We start from the raw sequence: 15,855 nt of genomic DNA, 5'->3' as shown, positions 1-15,855 counted from the left end.
ATGCGCGGGATGTGTGAGCCGATGACAGACGCGGACAAGAGAGAAAGAATTATCGCGGCCGCTTACCAAGTATTGTCGGAGAAAGGCTACGACAAAGCCTCGACCAAAGAAATCGCGAACTCGGCAGGCGTGGCGCAAGGGCTGATCAACTACTATTTTCCGAGCAAGGACCAGCTCTTCGCCGAGGTGTTTCGCAGGGAAACGCGAAAGTATTGCGAAGCGTTAACGCCTTTACTGCCGGGCGAACGGCAGGATTCGCTAACGAGCGACGCGATCGCCAAGCTGCTCGAACTGCCGAAGAGCCGCGCGTTTCAGGAGCCGGATTGGTTCCGGCTGCGTTACGAGCTGTTCGCCATCGGCCTTCGCAACGAGAATGCCGCGGACACGCTTAAGGAAACGCTCGAGATCAAACGCAAGTACATTACCGATTCGATCGAATCGATCAGCGGATTTCCAAGGGAACAGTGCGAGACGATCGCCGCCTTGCTCTATTCCATGATCGAAGGCTTGGGTTTGCAGAGGGTCGCCGATCCCGACTTCAAATACGATGAAGCCTATGACATGGTGGCCGATATGCTGAGCGCGTATTATGACCGATTGATTAAGAAGAAGGAACCGTGAAACGGCTCTTTCTTTTTAACGATTATTGTTTGAACGATCAAACAATAATTGCATAAATTCCGAAACAAGCTGCGTAAAAACAAAATGGGAAAGCGGTGGAGAGAGATGCACGGATGGTTGGGGAATTGGGGAAAAGCGCTGTATAAGATGCGGTGGGGCGTCGTGGCGGTATGGATCGTGCTTGTGTTATTCGGAGGATACGGCTTCGGAAAGCTGACGCCGCTTCTGAGCGGAGGGGGCTGGGAAGTTCCCGGTTCCCAATCGCTGACGGCGGGCAAGCTGCTTGCTTCGGAATTCGGCAGCCGGTCGGAGAGTTCGCTGACGCTCGTTCTGAAGGACCCGCGGCATACCGCAGGCTCTCCGGAATATAACGACAAGCTGAAGCAAATCGTCGACCGGCTACAAACGGAGGAAGGCGTATCCGGCGTATTCAGCATTCTGAACGCGTCGGAGGGAATCGGATCGGGTCTTGTCGGCAAGGATCCCAATCTCAGCATCGCCTTCGTCGATATGAATATGAAACGGGAATTCGCGATCAACAAAATGCCGGATTACGAGAAACGCGTCGTCAAGCAGGCCGAAAGTCTCGACGCGGAAGCTTACCTGGTAGGCTCCGCCGCGTTCTGGGGCGAGAGCAGCGTGCAGAGCCAGCAAGGACTCGCGCGGGCGGAGATGATCGTATTTCCGCTGATCATCATTATTCTTCTGCTCGTATTCCGTTCCTTGATGGCGACGGTTACGCCGCTGATCGTGACGATCGCCTCCGTGCTTGTCGCCATGGGCATCGTCTATCTCGTCGCGCGGGAAGTGGAGCTGTCTGTATTCGTGACGAATTCCGCGATGATGCTCGGGCTCGGAGTCGGAATCGACTACTCTTTGTTTATCGTCAGCCGTTTCAAGGCGGAGCTTGCCGCCGGTCGAGATAAGAGAGAGGCGTTGGCGACGACGCTGCGCACGGCCGGACACACGGTGTTCTTCTCGGCGATCACCGTCATCGCCGCGCTGTCCGCGCTGTTCACCGTCCCGATCGCGGCAATTAAAGCGATCGCCTTCGGGGGCATCGTCGTCGTATTCGTGGCCGGTTTGGCCAGCTTGACGCTGCTTCCGGCGGTGCTCGTCATCTTGGGGGTCCGCATCAACAAAGGCAGCATACCGTTCCTGCGTCCTCGGGCAAGCGCGCGCGAGAGCGGCTGGCAGAGATGGACGAAAGCGATCATGCGCCGTCCGGCGCTGTTCCTGATCGTGACGCTGGCGGTTATGGGAGCGTTCGCAGCGCCGGCGCTCGATATGAAACTCGATTCCCCGGACGTCCGGATGCTGCCGGCGGACACTTCCGTCCGCCAGGGCTTCAAGCTGTTGGAGGATTCGTTCGGCGCCGGATCGGCGAACCAGATCAGCGTCGTGCTGCATAACGAGCAGGCTGACCTGAGCAAGCCCGAAGCGCTTGCGAAAATCGCTTCCTTGCAAACCGAATTAAGCCGGCAGGATCACGTGTCCGGAGTGACGTCGGCCGCATCCTTCTTCCCGGGGATGGAACCCGCCGTCATATCGGGCCTGCTGAACGGAGCAGCCGGCGCGCTGCCCGACGACGTTCAATATATGGTCGATCGCTATGTGAGCGTTGATCGGCATACCGTCCTGCTCGAGGTGAAGTTGGATCAATTCGAGTCGAGCGAAGCCGGCAGGGAAGTCGTCACGCGCCTGCGCGACGTCGTGTTGCCCGGATTCGAATTGCCGGAAGGAACATCTTTCAGCATCGGAGGAGAAACGGCGGTCGGCATGGATACGTCCAAAGCGATCAGCGACAGTCTGCTCCCGGCGCTGGGCGTGATGCTCGTGCTCATTTTCCTAATATTAGTTCTGACCTTCAGAAGTCTGCTCCTGCCGCTTAAAGCGATCGTCCTGAATTTGTTCTCGGTGGCGGCGACGTACGGCATACTCGTCTTCGTGTTCGCTCTCGGCCACGGTTCGGAAATCTTCGACGTGGAAGCGAACGGGTACGTTATCCACTTCGTTCCGGTGCTGCTGCTGGCGCTGCTATTCGGACTCAGCACGGACTACGAGGTGTTCCTCGTGAGCCGCGTCAAGGAAGAATACGAGCGAACCGGCCAACACGAGAACAGCATCGCCGAAGGAATGGAGAAGACCGGTCCGCTGATTACCGGGGCGGCCGTACTGATGGTTGCCGTCTTCGCGGGCTTCTCGTTCTCGGGCGTGCTGCCGATCCAGATGCTTGGCTTCGGCATGGCCGTCGCCATCGCGCTCGATTCGACTGTCGTCCGCATGCTGCTTGTGCCCGTCACGATGAAACTGCTCGGCCGGGCGAGTTGGTGGTTTCCCGGACGCCGCCGGTCGGATAGGTCCCACTCTGCCTCGCAGAACCGGGGCGACAATTCGAACGCGGTCGCGAAACAATAGCGTTTAGCTGCAAAGGAGCTTGCCTTGGGGCGAGCTTCTTTGTTTTAACAGGTGCAACGCCCTAGTGCACCGTCTCCCATTGTCGCGAAAAGCGACAATGACGGGTTGAAACCCACGGATCATGCTCTCATTGCTGTAAAAAGCGACAATAACGTGTTCGAGCCCGGAACAACCTTCACCATTGTCGTAAAAAGCGACAATGGCGCGGATAAGTCCGGAACACCTCTTCCCTTTGTCGCAAAAAGCAACAATGGCGGGATGAAACCAGTGCATCTTCCTCGCATTATCGCGGCAAAGGGCGAAAAGGAATACGGTTTCACAGCTGCTTGTCGGGGGTTACTGTATACGGGTTGCCGTGTCAAACTATGATATACTGTAGCCAAAAAATCGCGAGCGCTGCCGTTAGGCATGAGGAGAGATTTCGGCTATGAGAATTCGCGTTGTTGCGGCGGACGACGATCCGTCGATCAGGGAGCTGCTGCGGCTCGTTCTGAGCAGAGAAGGATACATCGTATTGGAGGCGGAGGACGGGATACAGGCGGCCCGAATATGCGAGAGCGAGCAGGTTCATCTGGCGATTGTCGACGTGATGATGCCGGGGATGGACGGGCTTGAGCTGTGCCGCGAGATCAGGGAGCACTACGACATCCCAGTCATCATGCTGACGGCCAAGGGACAACTCGAAGATAAGGAGCAGGGGTACAACGCAGGAACGGACGATTATTTGGTCAAGCCGTTTGAGCCGAAGGAGCTGCTGTTCAGAATCAAAGCGCTGCTGCGCAGATACAAGCTCGTTTCTTCCGAAGTGATCAAACTGGGCAGCGTAAGCATCGATCGGAAAGGCTACGAGATTCGCGTCGAGGACGAGCCTGTCACGATCCCTCTGCGCGAATTCGAGCTGCTTGCCCAGCTTGCCAGCCAGCCTGGGCGCATCTATACCCGGGAGCAGTTGATACAATTGGTCTGGGGAGCGGACTACGAAGGGGATAGCCGGACGGTCGACGTGCACGTGAAAAGGCTGCGCGAGCGATTCGCCGACAGGCAGGAGGATTTCGTCATTACGACGATTCGCGGGCTCGGCTATAAGCTTGAGGTGAGGGACGAATGAGAACGTTATACGTTCGGATCGTGCTTACGTTCGTAGGGATCGCTTTTGTCAGCGGGATGATCGGCTTGCTGCTGACGAGCTTGTATTATCAGGATCAACTGAAGACGGATAACGAGGAAAAAATATTGAAGATGGGCGAGAGCATCCGCTCGCTCTATGAACAAGAGTCCGAAGTGAAGCTGGATAAGTATCTGGAAGGCGTCGCGGCTCTTGGGTTTCAAATCTATGCGGTCGACGAGAGCCTGACGGGCCGCGTATTCGGGAGGGCGTTCAAGCACGGCGTGCTGAACGAAGCGGAAATCCGGGCGGTCTTGAACGGGGACGTCTATCACGGCATGAGGGAAGAGAACCGCAGGGTGAAAATATTTTCGCTGTTCGAGAACAGCGTCCGCAACACCGTCGGCATTCCTTTGCGGACTAAAGAGGGGAAAGCGGCTCTGTTCGTCCGGCCGGACTTGGAAGCGCAGATCGGGGGAATCCGGGTGATCGTGGCCGTTCTTCTTGGGTTTACGTTCCTGACGAGCCTCGTTCTAATCGCCGTCTCGACCCGGTATGTCGTGAAGCCGCTGAAAGATTTGAAAAAAGCGACGCAGCAAATCGTGAAGGGAGACTTCAACGTCGGGCTGGAGAAATCCCGAAACCGCAAGGACGAGATCGGCGATCTAGCCGACCATTTCGCGATCATGGCGGAGTCGATCGGCAGATTAGATCGGATGAGGCAAGAATTCGTGGCCAACGTGTCGCACGAGTTCCAGTCGCCGCTCACATCGATGCAAGGCTTCGCCAGGGCCGTACTGGACAATCAGGCGACTCCCGAGCAGATCGAGCGTTATATGACCATTATCGAGCGAGAAAGCCGTCGCTTGTCTTCGTTAAGCACGCAATTGCTCAGACTGGCTTCGCTCGATCGGGAGGACCGGCGGCTGCACGTCGAGAGCTTCCGCCTGGACGAGCAGATCCGGCAAGTTCTGATCGCCCTGGAATGGCAGTGGACGGATAAAGCGCTAAATCTCGAACTTGATCTGCCGGAGGCGGAGATCGTTGCCGATGCAGAACTGCTGCACGAGGTGTGGTTGAACCTGATCGCGAACGGCATTCGTTTCTCGAAGTCGGGAGATACGGTCAGCATCGCCATCAGGGAAGAGGATGGCGATGTCATCGCAGTGGACGTCCGGGATACCGGCGCCGGCATTCCCGAAGCGGAGATTCCTTATATTTTCGACCGGTTCCATAAGGCCGATAAGTCCCGAAGTCATTCCGCTTCAGATAGCGGGAGCGGCCTGGGCCTGTCTATCGTTAGCAAGATCGTCTCGCTTCATCAGGGCACGATCGAAGTCGAAAGCCAGCTAGGCGAAGGGACTGTCTTTACCGTGCGGTTGCCGCGATTGTAATGTTCCGTTCATCGTCCGTTCATTTGCCGAAGACATAATTCGGGTGAATGAACGGATAGGAGGACGAAAACATGAACTTACCTGTAATCGCCCGGATCACCGGGTTTTTCAGCAGCCGCAAAGGGGCCAAAATCGGCATCGCGGCGTGGCTGCTGCTTGTTATCGTGCTTGGCGCCGCCGCGCCGGGCGCCAAGGATTATGCCATTAGCGCGGGGGAAGGGAACGTGAACGACAGCAATCCTTCGGCCGAAGCGCAGCGGCTGCTCAGCGAACATTATCCGCAAAGCGAAGGGCTGCCCGCTTTGTTGGTGTTCCATGCGGAAGGAGCGCTGAGCGGCGAGCAGTTGGGGAGGATCGCAAGCTATAGCGAATGGCTAGCATCGGATGGCAAGCCGGAAGACGTGGAAGGAGCTATTCCTTACCACACGCTGTCCGATCCCGAACGCAAGCGGATGATTTCCGCGGACGGGGCGACGTTGCTTCTGAACGTCGAGCTTCGGCAGGGACTGGAGTCCGATCGGGTGCTGGACGTTCTGGACAAGCTGAAAGCGCAGTGGAAGAGCAATGGAGATCCGGGGGTTAAACTGGAGATGACCGGGCCGGCGGCGATCTCTGCGGATACGCTGAGCCTGTTCCGCAATGCGGATTTCGTGCTGATGATCGCGACGGTCGTGCTGATCCTCGTGTTGCTCGTGGCGATCTACCGCTCACCGCTGCTCGCTGTTATTCCATTGGTCGTGGCGGGGCTGGTGTATGCGGTCGTCGATAAGGCGATCGGTTTGGCGGGGCGAGGCGGCTTGTTCACGATCGACAAGCAATCGCTCTCGATTATGATGATTTTGCTGTTCGCCGTCATTACCGATTACTGCTTATTCGTCTTTTCCCGATATCGGGAGCGTCTCGCTGTCGTCGATTCGAAGTATGAGGCTATGGGCCAGGCGATGGCGCATGTATCGGAACCGATTCTGTTCAGCGGCGGGACGGTGCTCGTAGCCATGCTCGCTCTGTTTGCTGCGACCTTCAAGCCGTATCACGGCTTTGCCCCGGTATTATCCATCGCCGTTGCGATCATATTGCTTGCAGGGCTCACACTAATTCCCGCGATTTTCGCGCTCTTCGGTCGCAAGGCTTTCTGGCCGTTCGTCCCGAAGGTTGGCGAAGGTTCGGCGGCGTCCGCGTCCGCGGAGAAGCGGCGGGTTCCGTTCTGGGCGAAGGCGGGGCGGTTCGTGACGGAGAAGCCGAAGCGGGTCGCGGGCGTATTGATCGCTTTGCTGCTGCTCGCTTCGCTGAATATCGGCACGCTTCAATATTCGTTTAATCTCATGAAGTCTTTTCCGAAGGATACGCCTTCCCGCGTCGGTTTCGAATTGCTGGAATCCCGTTATCCTCCGGGGCAGCTTGCGCCTGTGTCCCTGATCGTGGAAGTCGGTGAAGACGCCTCGACGGATACCGCGTTCGCGGATAAGGTTCTGGCGTTGTCGGACCGGCTGATGGAAGGTGGGGGCGTCTCCTCCGTGTCTCCGGGCGTCCTATCGGACGACAAGCGTTTTGTCCGTCTGCAGGTGGTACTCAGCTCGAACCCTTACGAGCCGGAGGCGCTGGATCTGGTGGATCGTTGGCGAGCGGAAGGGAAGGAGTTGCTCGCGCAAAGCGGCTTCGATGCGGATCGGGCGTCGCTGCATATCGCGGGGCAGACGGCAAAGCAGGCGGATGTTCGCAGCATGAACGAGCGGGATACCTGGGTGCTTTTCACCGGCATCGCATTGCTTATTCTGATCATGTTGACGGTACAGACGCGTTCCGTGAAAATGGCGTTTCTCATGCTGCTTACGATTCTGTTATCGTTCGCGGCGACGCTTGGTCTCACTTGGGCGGTCTTCCACGACTTGCTCGGGTACGGGACATTCAGCTACCGGATGCCGGTCTATACGTTCGTGTTCATGGTGGCGCTCGGCGTGGACTATAATATTATGCTCGTCTCGCGGATTAAGGAAGAAGCGAAGCGCTATCCATGGAAAGAAGCCGTTAGCCGCGGCGTCGCTTCCACCGGAAGGGTCATCTCCTCGGCGGGGCTCATTCTAGCGGCCACGTTCGGCGTGCTGATAACCCAGCCGATGCAGGAGCTATACTTGTTCGGGTTCGCGATGGCCGCGGGAATTCTGATCGACACGTTCCTCGTCCGGGGAATGCTGCTGCCGTCCGTACTCGCCTTGGCGTTCGGGGACAAGAAAGCCCGGATCGGCGAGCCGGCTGCCGAACCCCGCAGTAGTCGGATTCGATTGTAGGTTGGGGGCTCGTAACGGTCTGACAGACCGTAACGGGGGCGGAATAGTGGCAGGCGAGTCGTGTAACGGTCTGCCAGACCGTAACAGGTGCGGAAATGAGGCAGGTGAGTCGTGTAACGGTCTGCCAGACCGTAACGGGAGCGGAAAAGTGGCAGGTGAGTCGTGTAACGGTCTGCCAGACCGTTACAGGTGCAGAATAGTGGCAGGCGAGTCGTGTAACGGTCTGCCAGACCGTAACAGGTGCGGAAATAAGGCAGGTGAGTCGTGTAACGGTCTGCCAGACCGTAACAGATGCGGAAAAGAGGCAGGTGAGTCGTGTAACGGTCTGCCAGACCGTAACAGATGCGGAAAAGTGGCAGGCGAGTCGTGTAACGGTCTGCCAGACCGTAACAGGTGCGGAATAGTGGTAGGCGAGTCGTGCAACGGTCTGCCAGACCGTAACAGGTGCGGAATAGTGGCAGGCGAGTCGTGTAACGGTCTGCCAGACCGTTAGACCTGCCGAAACTCCCCTCCACTCTAATAATCGCTAATCTCACTGATCAAGCCGCATAGGTTATCGTCGGTCCAGAACGGATTGGCGTAACCGGCGGGGGCGTTCAGAAGGGGCAGCCAGGACGAATCGTAACCACCCTTTTTCCTCACCGCGGCGCAGGCGTTAGGCGGGGATTCGCCCTTTGCCGTCTCCTTCAGCAGATCCTGCCTTAGCCGGGCGAACTGCTTGACGACGCGTTCGAACTCCGCTTCCCGATCGACGTTCGATCCGCCCTCGACCCATTCGCTATCGAACGTAAAAGCATAGTCCCGATAGGAGACGGTCGGCATCGAAGCCGCTGCGGCATAGTTCTTCAGCGCCCGCTCCGGGTGGCCCAACGCTTCCGCCCATAGGCCGTCGATCAGGCGGTGATAGGGTGTCAGGGATTCGGCGTATACCCTATCCTCAAGCTTAAGCGCATGATCGGTGACCGAGTAAGTCGCGGTATACTCTCTCTGCCAAGGTCCCGCCCCGACGGAGTCGATCAAACCGCCGGTAACCATCAACCGCCCGTCGCGAACTTCAGCTGCGGACAGATCGGCGATCGGCGCGTTGCCTTCGATCGGTTCAAGCTTGCCTTCCGTCCAAGATGATGCCGTGAAGACGGACATGACGGTATGCGCCCCGACGCTACGCGCGGTCCATACGATCTCCGGTTTTCCATCGTTCGTCAGATCCTCAACGGCAAATACTTCCGCCCTGCCGTAGTATTCCTCCGAGAAGGGGAAGCTTTGCAAGTCGAACTTGCCGTCCTTGTATGCGACGACGACTCCATATGCGCGGTGCGTCTCAAGCCCGTTTTGCGCTTTGACGTTCTCATAGAAAACAGATACCCATTCGTCTGCGACACCGTCGCCGTTCAAATCCGTGCGGATGACGTTCACAGGGAACTCGCCGGGGTTATCTTCCGCCGCAAACGCTTGAAGCCACGCGCTCATGTCGTCCGTGGGATTCCCGAGCTTGTCCAGTTCCAGTTGCAGTCGCTCCGGCAAGGAGGATCGCACCCCATTTTCCTCGGAGAGCGCATTTACCATCCCGCTTTCCTCAGCGGCGAAGCCCGCGGACTCTTGCGCCCGCTCCCCGGCCATGCTGCATGCCCCCATCAACATAACCGATAAGGCCAGCATTCCCGCGCTAATCGGATAACCCCATCTATAAGCCATACGGCGATCACACCTTTTGCATTGTTGTCTATGAGACGTCTGTACGGCGGCATAAGTTCAATCTCCGAGGCGTCCCGGCGACGTGTGATATAATAATAGGAAGATCGCGAATACGCGAATCATGAAACGGAGAGGAAAGAAGCCGTGCTCAAGACGCTCATCATCGCGGAAAAGCCGGACATGGGCCGCAATATCGCCGCCGTCCTAGAACCGAAGGCGCAAAACAAACGCTCATACCTGGAAGGGGAAAATTATATCATCACGTGGGCGATCGGCCATTTGATCGGCTTGGCCGAGCCCGATCTGTACGACGAGAGATACAAGAAGTGGAGGTTCGGCGACTTGCCGATCATCCCGGAACACTTCAAGCTGCTCCCCAACCCGAGGACGAAAGATCAGCTCAAAATTATCGAAGAACTCGCGGCCCGCAGCGGAGAGCTCGTCAACGCATGCGATGCCGGGCGGGAAGGGCAGCATATTTTCTCGCTGATCGTCAGGCATCTGGGGCTTCGCCAGCCTGTGAAGCGCCTATGGATTTCCGACCTGACGGCGGAAACGATTCGCAAAGGGTTCGATCAACTGAAAGACAACGCGGAGTACCGCAACTTGACGGAAGCCGCCAGGGCGCGCAGCGAGGCGGACTGGCTGATCGGAATGAACGGGTCGCGCGCTTTTACGACGAAGCATAACGAACTGTTGTCCGTCGGCCGGGTGCAGACGCCGGTGTTGGCTTTGATCTATGATCGCCAGAAGCAGATCGAGGCGTTCGACTCGCTGAAATTTTACGAGATTACGGGTTTGTTCGAGCAAACCGGGGGAATCGCGTACAAAGGAACTTGGCAAGGAGACCGCCTGACCGATCCGGAGAAAGCGGAAGCGATCGCGGCCAAAGTGAAAGGGAAGACGGGAGCGATCGCCAGCTACGAGGCGAAAGATACGAGAGAGTATCCCTTTAAGCTGTACGACTTGACGCTGCTGCAGCGGGAAGCGAACGGCAAGTTCGGCTTTTCTGCCAAGAAGACGCTCGACGTCGCTCAGGCGCTTTACGAGAAACATAAAGTCATCTCTTACCCGCGGACCAACTCGAACTACGTGAACGAGCAGAACGTTCCGGAGATGCACAAAATAGTGGATTCCATGCGCAACTCGGCCGATTACGGAGAGTGGGCGAACGGGGCGAATAAGCGACTCGTGCACGTCAACAATAAAAACGTCTGCAATCCCGCCAGGGTCGAGGATCACCACGCGATCATGCCGACGATGAAGAAGCCACAGGGACTAAGTCCGGACGAGCGCAAGCTGTATGATCTGATCGTCAAAAGATTCCTGTCTCATTTCTATCCGGCAGCCGAGTACAAAGTACATACCGTTCTAACCGAGGTAGAGAAGGAAACTTTCAAGACGACCGTTAAGCAGCTCGTCTCGCTTGGATGGAAGGTGGTCTACGCGGGAGATGCGGCTCCGAAATCAGGCGGCAAGGAGAAAGGCAAGGAGAAGGAGGACGGCGCGGATTCGGCGGAAGACGAAGCGCAGGAGACGGATGCTCCTTTCGAGGTCGACCCCAGCCAGCCCGTCGTCTGCGCGGACGCCGCCGTGAAGGAGAAGGAGACGCAGCCTCCGAAACCCTACACCGAGGGCACGCTGCTAAAGGCGATGGAGAGCGCGGGCAAGCAGATCGAAGACGAGGAGCTGCGCGACGCGATGAAGGATTCGGGTCTGGGCACTCCTGCGACGCGGGCTGCGACGATCGAACGGCTGAAGCAGGTCGGTTATGTAGACATGCAAGGCAAGCGGATCGTCATTACGCCCAAGGGCCGAACGGCGATCGAGTTGATCCGGGGAGCGGGCGTAGAGCTGTTGACGTCGCCGGAGATGACCGGCCAGTGGGAGCGCCGCCTGACGGAAATCTCGCGCGGACAAGCGTCCGCGGAGACTTTCATGGGCAACGTAAAGAAGTTCACGCGTCTTATCATCGACAAGGTGAACCTCCAGCGGCCGGCAGCGAGGAATGCGTTCGCCCGGCCCGAGCCGCCGGCCAAAGGGGCACGCGGGAAGAAAGCGGCAGAGCCTGCTGGAAAGACGAGAACGGCCGTTAAGCCGAAGCCGTCGGAGACGCCGGCCCAGCCCGGTGTCATCGGCGCTTGTCCGCGGCCGGGCTGTGGCGGGCATATTTTCATGGGGCGCAAAGGATACGGCTGCAGCAACTATAAGTCGGGCTGCGGATTCGTCATTTGGAAGATAAGCTTGGGTCGCACGCTGACGGACGCGATGGTGAAGGCGTTGGTTGGGAAAGGCAAGACGGGCAAGCTCAAATTCGCGGGAAATGGCGGGGAAGAAGCGTTCGAAGCGCGGATCGTACTGCGCAATGAATCGACCGGCGAACTCTCGCTCGAGCGTCAATAAGCATAATTTTGTTCTGAAGGGGGATACTCCCAAACGAGGGATTGCTTTGCATTTTAATTCACATTTTACATTTCTTTTTCGAAAATATTTTTCATGGAAATGGCCGAAACGGTTGGTACGATTGCGTGTAAGCGGTTCTTTTCATACATTAACAGTGTTATTATCCCGAACGGAATCGAAAATTTAATTACAATCATACCGATTTTTATTAACACCCCATTAATAAAAAGTTGGTATGATTGTTTTTGTTTCAGGGACAGGTCATGAACTCGTGCCTGGAAACAAAACAAACTTTTTGAAACCTGGGGGTAAACGAAAGTGAAGAAAAAATTGATGTTGTTGGCAGTGTTCGCATTGGCAGGCGGTCTGGTCGCAGGCTGCGGGTCCAAAAATAATTCGTCGGAAAATTCCCCGTCCCCTTCCGCTTCCGCTCCTTCGGAAAGCGCACAACCCGCCGCGATTGATATCAAAGAACTTAAAGTCAGCTTTGTTCCTTCTAAAGATCCTGAAACGATCATTACGGCTACGGATCCGCTGAAAGACCTGTTGAAAGCTCAACTGGCGACCGAAGGCTACAATGTCGATAAAGTTTCGATCGACGTCGGAACGACGTACGAAGCAGTAGGCGAAGCCCTGACGGCAGGTTCCACGGACATCGGATTTATTCCGGGCGGCACTTACGCATTGTACGACGACGGCGCGGACGTCATCCTGACGGCTACTCGCGCGGGTCTGTCTAACGATTCCGACAACGCTAAAGACTGGAACGACAACAAACCGACGGCAGCGACGGCTGAGCAAGCGAACTACTATCGTTCGCTGTTCATCGCGGGCCCTTCGAAAAAGGGACAAGAGCTGGCGGCTAAAGTAAACGGTGGCGAACAATTGACTTGGGAAGATCTAAACAGCGCTAACTGGGCGATCATGTCGACCTCTTCGTCGGCCGGTTACATCTATCCGACGCTGTGGTTGCAAAAGAACTTTAACAAAAGCCTGACCGACCTCTCCCACGTCGTCACGTCCGATTCTTACGGTACTTCGTTCGCACGTCTGGCTGCTGGCCAAGCGGACGTTATCGTCGCTTACGCGGATGCAAGAAGAGACTTCGAGCCAAAATGGACTGCCGATTTCGGCCGCGGCCAATCGATCTGGGACGAAACGAACGTGATCGGCGTAACGCAAGGGATCTACAACGATACGATCAGCGTAAGCAAGAACGATAAGATCATGACGGACGAGTTCAAAACTGCGCTTCAAAACGCGTTTATCGCGATCGCTCAAACCGAAGAAGGCAAAAAAGTGATCTCGGTATACAGCCACGAAGGCTACAAAGTCGCACAATCGTCCGATTATGACGGCGAAAGACAAGCTCAAGAACTGATCAAAAGCATGAAGAAGTAATTGCAAGAACTCCCATATATGTTTTCTTTGCAAAAGATGAGAGCATCATCCGCGATGATGTTCTCATCTTTTCCTAACTTTATAGAATCGGGGTTTTTCCATGATTGAATTCAAAAATGTGGAAAAGAAATATCCAAACGGCACGGCCGCTTTGCAGAACGTAAATCTAAAAATCGGACAAGGTGAGTTCGTCGCGGTTATCGGGCTTTCCGGCGCGGGCAAATCGACGCTCATCCGCTGCATTAATCGGATGCACGATATTACCAGCGGACAGTTGATGGTGGACAACGTCGACGTGACCGGTTTGAAGGGGAAACAAATCCGCAACTTCCGCAGAAGGATCGGCATGATTTTCCAATCCTTTAACCTCGTCACCCGTACGACCGTCATCAAGAACGTTCTCGTTTCCTTCGTGCCCGATCTTCCGTTCTGGCGCAAGGTGACGGGCATCTTTACGAAGGAACATAAGCTGAAGGCGCTGGAAGCACTTGATAAAGTGGGCATTCTGGACAAAGCTTTCGTTCGCGTGGACCAGCTTTCGGGTGGCCAACAGCAGCGGGTGGCGTTAGCACGCACGCTTGCGCAGAATCCCGACATTATACTGGCGGACGAGCCGATCGCGTCGCTCGATCCGGTCACTTCCAAGCAGGTCATGGACGATTTCAAGAAGATCAACAAAGACATGAACATTTCCGTCATTATGAACATTCACCACGTGGAAGTCGCGTTGGAGTATGCCGATCGCATCATCGGGATTCGCAAGGGCGAAGTCGTGTTCGACGGAGAATCGGACAAGGTGACAAAGCACATTCTGAACGATATTTACGGCGGCCAAGTCGAAGAACTCAAATCCTCGATGGAGGAGAAATCGGCGCATGTATGATAAAATTTTCCCTCCAAAACAAGTGGTTTTGCCGAGTGGCAAAGTCGTGCTTGAAAAAAGAAGCCGGACACCGCTCATTCTGCTTCTAATGGTGATTGCGATCGTTTGGTCCGTGAATATGACGGGCTTTGATATAAAGCTTCTTTTTAGACGGATCGATCAATTTTTCGTCATTATTGGCGATATGATTCCTCCGAAATGGAGTTATTTCTCCAGCCTGTGGCGGGCGCTTGTGGCGACTCTCCAGATGTCTTTGGTCGGCTCGATGATTGGAGCGCTGCTTTCGGTTCCGTTCGCGGTGATGGCTTCCGCGAATATCATTCGCAATCAAGTCGTCGTGACCGTATTTAAGGTCATCCTCAGTTTGCTTAGAACGCTGCCGACGCTGGTGACCGCTCTGATCGCGACTTTTGTTTTCGGATTGGGACCTACGGCGGGTGTCGTTGCCATTTTGCTCTTTACGATTTCCTATGTCGGGAAATTATTGTACGAACAAATCGAGAACGTCGATATGGGGCCGTTCGAGGCGATGGAATCAATCGGCATGACTCGGATTCAAGCATTTCGTTACGCGGTACTGCCTCAGGTTCTTCCGGGCTTTTTGTCCACGTCCCTGTTTTGCTTCGAAGGGAACGTTCGTTATGCGGCGATTTTGGGTTACGTTGGCGCAGGCGGAATCGGACTTCTCATCAACGAAAATCTCGGCTGGCGCGATTATTCGAACTTGGGGATGATCATCTTGGCGCTTGTCGTTACCGTATATTTGATCGAGTGGGTCAGCGAGCATTTCAGAAAAAAGCTAATTTAAGGAGAAGTTTGTCCTATGTCGACTATAGAGAAGCAGCTACTTGCTTCACCGCGCAACCGCAGTTACGTTCTGATCGTTACGGCCATCGTTCTCCTTCTTTTCCTATGGTCGCTGTCCGTCGTCAGCTTCAAAGACGTGAACCAAAGCGGATTAAAGATCGCGCAGAACATTATGAACGGGATCATCCATCCGGATCTGGATCTGCTGCTTAACGTGTCTAAACAAAGCGTTCTGTATTTGCTCGTGCAGACCCTCGCCATCGCTTTCCTCGGGACGGTCGTCGGAGCAATTTTATCCGTTCCGTTCGCTTTTCTCGCGGCTTCCAACATCGTGCCCAAACCGGTTTCCTGGCTGACGAGGCTGCTGCTCATCGTCATCCGGACGATCCCGGCTCTCGTGTACGGTCTAATGTTTATCCGCGTCTCGGGACCGGGACCGTTCGCAGGGGTGCTCACTGTCGGATTGACCTCGATCGGGATGCTCTCTAAGCTGTACGTGGATGCGATCGAAGAGCTGGATACGAAGGTTCTGGAATCGATGACCTCGATCGGCTGTACGACTTTCGAGAAAATCCGATTCGGGATTGTGCCGCAATTGATGTCGATCTTCATGTCGGTGACGATCTACCGGTTCGATATGAATATGCGCGAAGCGTCGATTCTAGGTCTCGTTGGCGCAGGCGGCATAGGCGCGCCGCTCATATTCGCCATGAACGGCTACAAATGGAATCAAGTCGGATCGCTCCTGATCGGATTGGTCGTCCTCATCCTGATCATCGAGCTGATCTCCAACAAAATCCGCGCGAAATTGATCAAAGGATAAAAAGGCGCAAACGTCGCTCG

Annotated in this window: 12 protein-coding genes; 11 read left to right on the top strand and 1 reads right to left on the bottom strand. The window is 55.7% G+C overall.

Annotated features, from left to right (window positions below):
• Positions 1 to 21 precede the first annotated feature (21 nt).
• From FPZ45_RS09580 to FPZ45_RS25290, 6 genes are all read left to right on the top strand, one after another.
• Positions 22 to 621, top strand: coding sequence for a TetR/AcrR family transcriptional regulator (locus FPZ45_RS09580; protein ID WP_186438323.1), 600 nt, complete (start codon positions 22 to 24; stop codon positions 619 to 621).
• 105 nt (positions 622 to 726) lie between these two features.
• Positions 727 to 3,039 carry an MMPL family transporter gene (locus tag FPZ45_RS09575; RefSeq protein ID WP_186438322.1) on the top strand — a complete coding sequence of 771 codons (2,313 nt, stop codon included), beginning with the start codon at positions 727 to 729 and terminating at the stop codon, positions 3,037 to 3,039.
• A gap of 427 nt (positions 3,040 to 3,466) precedes the next feature.
• Positions 3,467 to 4,147, top strand: coding sequence for a response regulator transcription factor (locus FPZ45_RS09570; protein ID WP_144700633.1), 681 nt, complete (start codon positions 3,467 to 3,469; stop codon positions 4,145 to 4,147).
• The gene (locus FPZ45_RS09565) at positions 4,144 to 5,538 is read left to right on the top strand and encodes a sensor histidine kinase (protein ID WP_144700631.1); all 1,395 of its coding nucleotides are present in this window, start codon (positions 4,144 to 4,146) and stop codon (positions 5,536 to 5,538) included. Before FPZ45_RS09570 ends, FPZ45_RS09565 begins: the two co-directional genes overlap by 4 nt.
• Before the next feature lie 71 nt (positions 5,539 to 5,609).
• Positions 5,610 to 7,823 (top strand): MMPL family transporter, encoded by a 2,214-nt coding sequence (locus FPZ45_RS09560; RefSeq protein ID WP_144700629.1) that lies wholly within the window; start codon positions 5,610 to 5,612, stop codon positions 7,821 to 7,823.
• Between the two features lie 257 nt (positions 7,824 to 8,080).
• Positions 8,081 to 8,227, top strand: coding sequence for a hypothetical protein (locus tag FPZ45_RS25290; RefSeq protein WP_186438321.1), 147 nt, complete (start codon positions 8,081 to 8,083; stop codon positions 8,225 to 8,227).
• 112 nt (positions 8,228 to 8,339) lie between these two features.
• Here the strand turns inward: FPZ45_RS25290 and FPZ45_RS09555 are convergent, their stop codons facing one another.
• Positions 8,340 to 9,518 (bottom strand): FG-GAP repeat domain-containing protein, encoded by a 1,179-nt coding sequence (locus tag FPZ45_RS09555; protein WP_144700627.1) that lies wholly within the window; start codon positions 9,516 to 9,518, stop codon positions 8,340 to 8,342.
• Positions 9,519 to 9,662: 144 nt separating this feature from the next.
• On the opposite strand from FPZ45_RS09555, the gene FPZ45_RS09550 reads away from it, so the two are divergent.
• From FPZ45_RS09550 to phnE (FPZ45_RS09530), 5 genes are all read left to right on the top strand, one after another.
• On the top strand, positions 9,663 to 11,921 hold the full coding sequence (locus FPZ45_RS09550) for a type IA DNA topoisomerase (protein WP_281284893.1): 2,259 nt from the start codon (positions 9,663 to 9,665) through the stop codon (positions 11,919 to 11,921).
• Positions 11,922 to 12,239: 318 nt separating this feature from the next.
• Positions 12,240 to 13,322 carry a phosphate/phosphite/phosphonate ABC transporter substrate-binding protein gene (locus FPZ45_RS09545; RefSeq protein WP_246120392.1) on the top strand — a complete coding sequence of 361 codons (1,083 nt, stop codon included), beginning with the start codon at positions 12,240 to 12,242 and terminating at the stop codon, positions 13,320 to 13,322.
• A gap of 100 nt (positions 13,323 to 13,422) precedes the next feature.
• A complete protein-coding gene (phnC, locus tag FPZ45_RS09540) occupies positions 13,423 to 14,205 on the top strand; it encodes a phosphonate ABC transporter ATP-binding protein (protein WP_144700625.1) in 783 nt (260 codons plus the stop codon).
• Positions 14,198 to 15,013: a phosphonate ABC transporter, permease protein PhnE gene (gene phnE, locus FPZ45_RS09535; RefSeq protein WP_144700623.1), complete on the top strand. Its 816-nt coding sequence runs from the start codon at positions 14,198 to 14,200 to the stop codon at positions 15,011 to 15,013. The genes phnC and phnE (FPZ45_RS09535) overlap by 8 nt, the downstream gene beginning before the upstream one ends.
• Positions 15,014 to 15,028: 15 nt before the next feature.
• On the top strand, positions 15,029 to 15,835 hold the full coding sequence (gene phnE / locus FPZ45_RS09530; protein ID WP_144700621.1) for a phosphonate ABC transporter, permease protein PhnE: 807 nt from the start codon (positions 15,029 to 15,031) through the stop codon (positions 15,833 to 15,835).
• The last annotated feature ends 20 nt before the right edge of the window (positions 15,836 to 15,855 follow it).

It is taken from the genome of Cohnella terricola, assembly GCF_007786475.1.
Lineage (GTDB): Bacteria > Bacillota > Bacilli > Paenibacillales > Paenibacillaceae > Cohnella > Cohnella terricola.
Note: the sequence above shows the minus strand (reverse complement) of the source record. Positions and strands in the feature narration are given on the sequence as shown.